Genomic DNA, 7,037 nt, shown 5'->3' with positions numbered 1-7,037 from the left:
CCATATCATAGAGGTGCGACCATACGTAGATAGGTAGGGGCGCGTAGCTCAGTCGGTAGAGCAAGTGACTTTTAATCACTGGGTCGCAGGTTCGATTCCTGCCGCGCTCACCCGTCCTCTCTTTTTGATCCTCACAGACCAGCATGGACTACGATTCACTCTTCCTCTCCCACATCCAGACGATAAAAGATGAAGAACGCTATCGATGGTTTGTTAATCTCTATCACCAAGGAGAAGAGTTCCCCTATGCTCGCCTCGACACAAAAAGACGTGTCATTATATGGTGCTCCAATGATTACCTCGGACAAGGACAAAATCCGCACGTTATCCGCACCATGCAAGACGCCCTTGCTGACCATGGTGGCGGGAGCGGCGGCACACGCAATATCTCAGGCACAACCAATCTCCATGTCGACTTAGAACAGGAAATCGCACAACTCCATAAAAAAGAAGCCTCTCTTCTCTTTACATCAGGCTATGTCGCCAATGAGACAACCCTCACCACCATTGGACGCTCGCACCCGCACTGGATTTTTCTGTCAGATGCCTCCAATCATGCCTCAATCATCCATGGCATACGCGCCTCCCACGCACAAAAACACATCTTTCGACATAACGATATGAAGGACCTCGAACGCCATCTGCGCGCACTGCCCACACAACACCCGAAAATGATTGTCTGCGAATCCGTCTATTCTATGGATGGCGACTTCGCACCTCTGGAGGATATTGTTACTCTTGCCAAACGCTACAATGCCCTGCTCTATGTGGACGAAGTCCATGCGGTCGGCCTTTACGGCAACGAAGGCGGCGGCGGCGGCGAAAGAGCCCACGTCATGGAACATATCGATATCATCCAAGGCACCCTTGCCAAAGCCTTTGGTGTCATGGGAGGATACATTGCCGCTCAACAATCTGTCATCGACTTCATCCGTTCCACAGCCCCTGGATTTATCTTTACGACGTCTCTTCCTCCAGCCATCGCGGCGGGCGCTCTCCATGCCATGCAATTCCTCCGCCACAGGCCTCAATTACGCGCCCAACTAAGCCAACGCGCCGACGCCATGAAACGACAATTACAAACAGCCCGTATCCCGTTCTCTCCGTCACCAAGCCATATTATCCCCATCATCGTGGGTGATGCACAACGCTGTCGTCATATCAGCGACGCGCTCCTCCAGCAAGGACACTATGTCCAACCCGTCAATTATCCGACAGTCCCTAAAAAAACAGAACGCTTGCGCGTGACCCTAACGCCCCTCCATAGCGAAGAGATGATACGCTCCTTTGTGTCTGCCTTGCAGAAAATATGGAGAAACATCATCCATGCCCATGGAGAACAATAGCCCATAAAGGGACATGAGAGAAGGATGGGAGAGGCACAGCCTCACACACCATGCTCAGGGAGAAGGAGGAGGAATTAGACGCTGTGAACGAGCAATGATTTGCACAATCCTATCAAAGACCTCCTGCAATTTTTCCTTATCCTCAGCAATAAAGCGATTTTCCTCTTTCACACACTCTGCCAGAGCGGAAGACCGCACTTCCGCATCCGTCAGAAGAAACCCTACGCTATAAATCTCTACGCCCAACCTGTGCATTTGTGTACATAACTCGCGCACCATGCGCTCCCGCACTTCTTGGTACATCGCACCCACCATATGATGATTTGTCGCATCACCAGTGCTATAAATTTGAGAACGTCCGTCCGTCCGTGTACTCCCTCGCAATACGTGATACGCCGCAGGCGTGTGATGACGCGCCGCTGGCAGACAGAGACTCCGAAACCCCGTCACACCATAGTATGCATCATAAAAATCTTCGGTATAAGAACGGGAACTTGGCCCTATCATATCATCAAAACGGGAGCAACGCCGCTGAGGATGGAATCCATAAGATGACTGAGAAGGTAAATTTGACAGACCGTCTGTTAGTAAAATAATATACTTACGCACTTGACGCAAACTATCGTCCGAGCGCACTTGCCGAGCTGTCCAAGCAATGCTCTCTTTCGGCTTGTCCTGTATAGGCGCCAACGTGCGGGGCTCTAGCCATATGCCCCGCCAATCAGGAGAGAGCGCGCGAAATCCCCACTTCATGCCGTCAAGCATCGATGTCGCCCCTGTGGGTTGTAGGTGCGCGATGGACGCCAGTAAATGATCTTTGTCATACGTCAAGGGAACAACATAGCTACTCTGCGCGGCAAGAGCATCAGACGGCAAATTGCCCGGAGAGATAGCGCCATCGACATACCCATGAGGGTTAGACGAAACACGCTTATCGCAAGAAAATGAGCCATAAGCATAGGACATGTAAAAATGGGGCTGATAAAACCAGCTCGACGGTTCTGACGGGTCTGGCAATCTATCGTTGATATCGAGGAGTGTGGCAAAATCATAGCGATAAGAATCGCTACGGGTGATTTTCTGAGCCCCCGGACGCACACGATTCGCCAAACAGACAAGATGGGGATGGGCTGTAGGCGTTCGAATGTTATCGCTATGACGCTGGATCAGAAGCGCATCGGCATGGGAGCGCCCCATGCGCATGAAAAGGGTTCTCTGGGCTTGTGTAAAACCGACAAAACTCGAAAAAGGAACAAGAGAGACGGCAATGCCTCGACCACTATCACCACCACTATCATCAGACGTGTCCTCGCCAGTGAAAACGTCATTAATGAAATTCGTTGCCACTTCTTTGACGGCCTGTAGGCGCGTGCATGGCGCACCCGTAGAACAGCCATCACTCGTGCTCATGCTTGCCGAATGGTCTAGTATCAACACAATCTCTGCCGTGCTGAGCCCCCATGCGGCACGAGATGTCCAAGAAATGGGAATATCCTTGAATTGCTCGATAAGGCCGCCCATACTGACAAAATTCATGGAGAATTTTGTCTGCGCATGAACTTCGATCGTCTGTGTTTCTGCGCCTTCATCACTTGTCGTCACCGTCACCTTAAGAGGAGTCGTCCCCATATAACGTTTTGGGAACAGCGCCTTGACATAACGCTCGGCAATCTCTTTTTGCTTCTCTGGCTCACCCTGTAGGCCAGATGCCGCCAATGCCGCACTATCAACGGCCGTGATGAGGCGCGACTTCACCAAATGCATGCGTGAATAATCAACCGTTCCCCCCGCCAACGTGACAATGGCCGGAGTCGCAAGAATATACAGCGCAAACCAGACACCATGACGCCTCTTTCCTATCCCATACAACGATATGCCCATCATCCTTCTCCTTGTTCTATCCTGCCCACATGACACAACACGCTACGTGCATTTTTTCTCGTTTTTCTTGTTACGTGGCGGGGCAAGGGTGTCTAAACCTCCCACACCTAAACGATACGAGCGAACGGCGACATCGGAATACACAATATCAGGAAATGCGGCAAATGGCAAGAAGCCAGAAAAAGGAACAAACCTTATCCAACTCTCGACAGCAATGACCCGTTCGGGAAGATCCGTTGGCAAGACACCCGGTGGGCGTCCCCCATCAATGTTCACAAGGGACTCCTTGAGACCTCGCAAATTCTTATCAATTTTCGCTTGCTTGCCGACTTTTTTCCCGATGCGACTTTCCGCCTTGAGCAATCCTCGCCTGCTCTGTGCTGTAATAAGAGGCGCATGCGTCTTTGCCTCGTCGTAAATTTCTATCTCGGAAATGACGACTAAAAAATCGTCCTTTCCAAGGCGATGGCGGGCACTTACATCGACCTCAAAGGCAATCATCTGGTCCACAAAACACAAGTCAAAAGGCGTCCCCCTGCTCGCAATATCCGCAACGATATTGGTCGTGCGATTCAGACCACTCAATGTCTTGAAGTAACGCCCTACATCGACAATGAACGACAAGAGAGGAATGCCAATAAAGGTGGCAATGAGAACAAATTCTACAAGAATAGCGCCACGACGACGCCCGCCCACACGCCTTCCCTCCCTATGTTTCACACAAAAACACCCATGATAGGCCCACGCCCTCTTCATGCCGTCACTCACTCTCCTTCGTTATAGATGATGACATAGCTTCGCAAATCCCACAGACCATCTGGAACGAAGGCGATAGGCATCGCTAAATCATAATCCAATTCGTACGCCACAAAAGGACCCTTGTTTAACCGACTCTTATTCACAAGGGCTCGACGTTCATCGTCCTCATCAGCGACCTGTTCGAAGATGTCCCCCGGCTTATGTCCTATGACCGCCTTTTTAATATCCTTGTAACTCCTCCCATAAGCCATGATCCTCTCTTCATCAAAAGAGCCCTTGAGATTTTCATAGACCATGCGCCTCACCTCCTTGATGTTCTTGCATGCATCAGGCAAACCAGCTCTCGCAAGACATAGACGAGTCACCTCACGGGCAGCATCGTCAAAACGCGCCTGCATCATATAACGATACCCCAACCCAAGGGAAGACAATAACAATGTCAAACCAATCACGCTCGTCAGCGCAAACTCTAAAAGCGCCATGCCCGAACGTCGATGCCAGAAAGAGTCCCTCGCCATGCTCACCACGCCTCCTAAAACGCATTCAATGCAGAAATAATCCCGGGGCCCAAAGTGATGATGAAGAACACAGGAAGAAGAAAGAGCGCCATAGGAAGTGTCATCAAGGTAGGGACTTTTGCCGACCATTTTTCGATCTCAAAAAGACGGGCTTTGCGCATCTCTTCACTAAAGACCGTCAAACCATCAGAAATCGACGTCCCATGCTTATCCGCTTGAATAATCGTCGCCGCAAAGGATTTCACTTCGTCCAAGCCGACACGGTCAGCAAAATTGCGCAAAGCATCGGTGCGTTCATTAAGATATTGCATCTCGGAGAGTGTTAAGCTGAACTCATCCACAATATCCTTGTGAAAGTCGCCCATCTCAACAATGATACGCTGCATCGATGCCTCGAACGTCATGCCTGAACGCACACAGATGAGCAAAATATCAACAGCATCTGGTAGGGTCTTGCGCAAGCGCAAGCGACGCTTGTTGGCCAGAAAACGCACGCCAAAATCTATAGAGAACCAACCAACGGTCAATGCGCCAAAAAACAAGCCATAATCCAACGGAGTCAAACTCTCTACACCGCTAAAAATCCATATCAATGTTAACCCGCCCAAGAGAATCGCCGCAAAAATCTTCCACAAGATAAAAATGATGATGTTCTCGGTGCCGCGATACCCCGCCGCGCGTAGCTGCGCCGTCATCTTATGAACGCCCTCCTCACCTAACACCTGCACAGGCTTGATCGTCTTCTTTGCGACATGCACAACCTTGCCTAATTCCTCCTTCACCATAGACGTCACATCTTCCTCCTCCTCCGTATCACCCTGTATCCCCTTTTTCTTTAAACCTCTACGCACCTGACGCATACGCCTTTCCAAAGGGTCATCGTCCGACAAGAGCATGACAGCGACGCCTACGAGAAGGACGATGCCAAACAAAACAGAAGGGTCGCTTAAAAATTCTAACATCTTAAAACCTATCTCTGAGCAGATATTTGAAAGAGAGCACCGTGCATCCGTAAAAAATCGCGATGAGCCACAGCAAATTATGCCCCGTCGCCGTATCAAAGAGTGGCGTGAAGTGGTCTGGCTGTATCAAATTAAGGAGCAAAACCATAGCGAGAGGAGCAGAGCCAATAATATAAGCGCCACTTTTCGCCTGAGAAACACTCGCCTCCAACTTAGACCTCGACTCTAATCGACTGCGAATGGTGTTGGCGATATTCTCGAGGACGGTGCTGAGGTTGCCCCCCGTTTTCTGCTGTATATTGACAGCAACAGTGAAGAGCTGAAATTCAGGAAGATAAAACTCTTGGCTGACCTTACGCAAAGCCTCAGCAAGGCTATCGCCCAACACCATAAAGTCATTGACGCGACGAAAAATTCCCGCCAGAGGCTCGGAAAAATCACGCCCCAATACTTGAATCTGTTTGCTGATAGGAAGCCCCGAACGCACACCACGTGTGATGGAATCAAGAGCATCAGGAAACTGCACAAGAAATTTCTGTATCCTTCGCCCCTCGACCACACGCACGTAAAAGTAAAAGACGCCCCCCACCAAACCCGCCCCAAGAATAGCGGCAGGAAAGAGAGGAAAAACAGACAGATTGGAAATGATAAAACCAGTGCCCATGGACAGAACGCCATACAACATCAAGAATGTCCGTGCCGGAATATCGAGCTCCGCCCTATGGATATTACGGTCGAGCATAACGAGAAGACGCCCGAAAAATGTGTTTTTCTGTCCTGTGTGGCGCTGCTGTGCCTCGTGAGAACGCTGGCGAGAGCGGTCAATCGCCGCCTTATAATTGCCAAGAAGAAGGCGCTTCTCTATGTCGAATTCCTCCTCTTCCTGAGAAAGAACCCACCACGCCGCCACAGACAGCACAATAAGAGAAATGATCACCTCTATCGTCATCACACACGACCCGTCATCCCAACCATATCCTAACGCTCGATCTCACCCTCGAAACCAATGGCTTCTAGCAATTCGATGTGCAACCCATAGTCGCGCGCCTTGTCCAAGAAACGTGGCTTGAGACCAGAAGACTCATAAGAACCCTCAATTTTACCATCAGCTCCCACACTATTAATGGTGAATTCGTAAACGGGCTGCGTGACAATGGTATCGCCCTCCATGCCCGTAATCTCCATGATGCCAGAGACACGCCTGACGCCGTCACGCATACGCTGAACGAAAATAATCATATCGAGAGCACTTTGAATATACTGCCTGACAACAGCAACCGGCAAATGCATCCCCGTCTGTGCCATCATGTTCTCGATACGGCGCAACGCATCCACAGGATTGTTGGCGTGAATCGTCGCCATAGAGCCATCATGGCCTGTGTTCATGGCTTGCAACATATCAAACACCTCAGGCCCACGCACCTCGCCCAAAATAATCCTGTCTGGACGCATACGCAACGCATTGCGCACCAACTCACGCGTGTCTATCGAGCCAACGCCTTCTGAATTGGCGGCGCGACATTCCAGACGCGCCACATGCGGCTGTTGCAATTGGAGCTCTAACGTGTCCT

Annotated in this window: 7 protein-coding genes and 1 tRNA gene; 2 read left to right on the top strand and 6 right to left on the bottom strand. The window is 50.4% G+C overall.

Annotation, left to right across the window (positions count from 1 at the left end; all coding sequences use genetic code 11):
• Positions 1-37 precede the first annotated feature (37 nt).
• Both GDA54_04595 and hemA read left to right on the top strand, forming a co-directional pair.
• Positions 38-110: transfer RNA gene (locus GDA54_04595), tRNA-Lys, on the top strand.
• Positions 111-143: 33 nt separating this feature from the next.
• Complete coding sequence (gene hemA / locus GDA54_04590) at positions 144-1,346, top strand: 5-aminolevulinate synthase (protein ID MBC6497581.1); 1,203 nt, start codon at positions 144-146, stop codon at positions 1,344-1,346.
• Positions 1,347-1,400: 54 nt separating this feature from the next.
• On the opposite strand, the gene GDA54_04585 is transcribed toward hemA, so the two are convergent.
• The 6 genes from GDA54_04585 to GDA54_04560 all read right to left on the bottom strand — a co-directional run.
• Complete coding sequence (locus GDA54_04585; GenBank protein MBC6497580.1) at positions 1,401-3,230, bottom strand: Tad domain-containing protein; 1,830 nt, start codon at positions 3,228-3,230, stop codon at positions 1,401-1,403.
• A 39-nt stretch (positions 3,231-3,269) separates the two neighbouring features.
• Positions 3,270-3,983, bottom strand: a complete 714-nt coding sequence (locus tag GDA54_04580) for a hypothetical protein (protein MBC6497579.1) — start codon at positions 3,981-3,983, stop codon at positions 3,270-3,272.
• A gap of 8 nt (positions 3,984-3,991) precedes the next feature.
• A complete protein-coding gene (locus GDA54_04575; GenBank protein ID MBC6497578.1) occupies positions 3,992-4,504 on the bottom strand; it encodes a hypothetical protein in 513 nt (170 codons plus the stop codon).
• Between the two features lie 14 nt (positions 4,505-4,518).
• Positions 4,519-5,466 (bottom strand): type II secretion system F family protein, encoded by a 948-nt coding sequence (locus tag GDA54_04570; GenBank protein ID MBC6497577.1) that lies wholly within the window; start codon positions 5,464-5,466, stop codon positions 4,519-4,521.
• Between the two features lies 1 nt (position 5,467).
• On the bottom strand, positions 5,468-6,415 hold the full coding sequence (locus GDA54_04565; GenBank protein ID MBC6497576.1) for a type II secretion system F family protein: 948 nt from the start codon (positions 6,413-6,415) through the stop codon (positions 5,468-5,470).
• A 29-nt stretch (positions 6,416-6,444) separates the two neighbouring features.
• Positions 6,445-7,037 (bottom strand): CpaF family protein (locus GDA54_04560; GenBank protein ID MBC6497575.1); only part of this gene is annotated, 593 nt, incomplete at its 5' end.

Source organism: Alphaproteobacteria bacterium GM7ARS4 (genome assembly GCA_014332745.1).
Classification (GTDB): Bacteria; Pseudomonadota; Alphaproteobacteria; order GM7ARS4; family GM7ARS4; genus GM7ARS4.
Note: the sequence above shows the minus strand (reverse complement) of the source record. Positions and strands in the feature narration are given on the sequence as shown.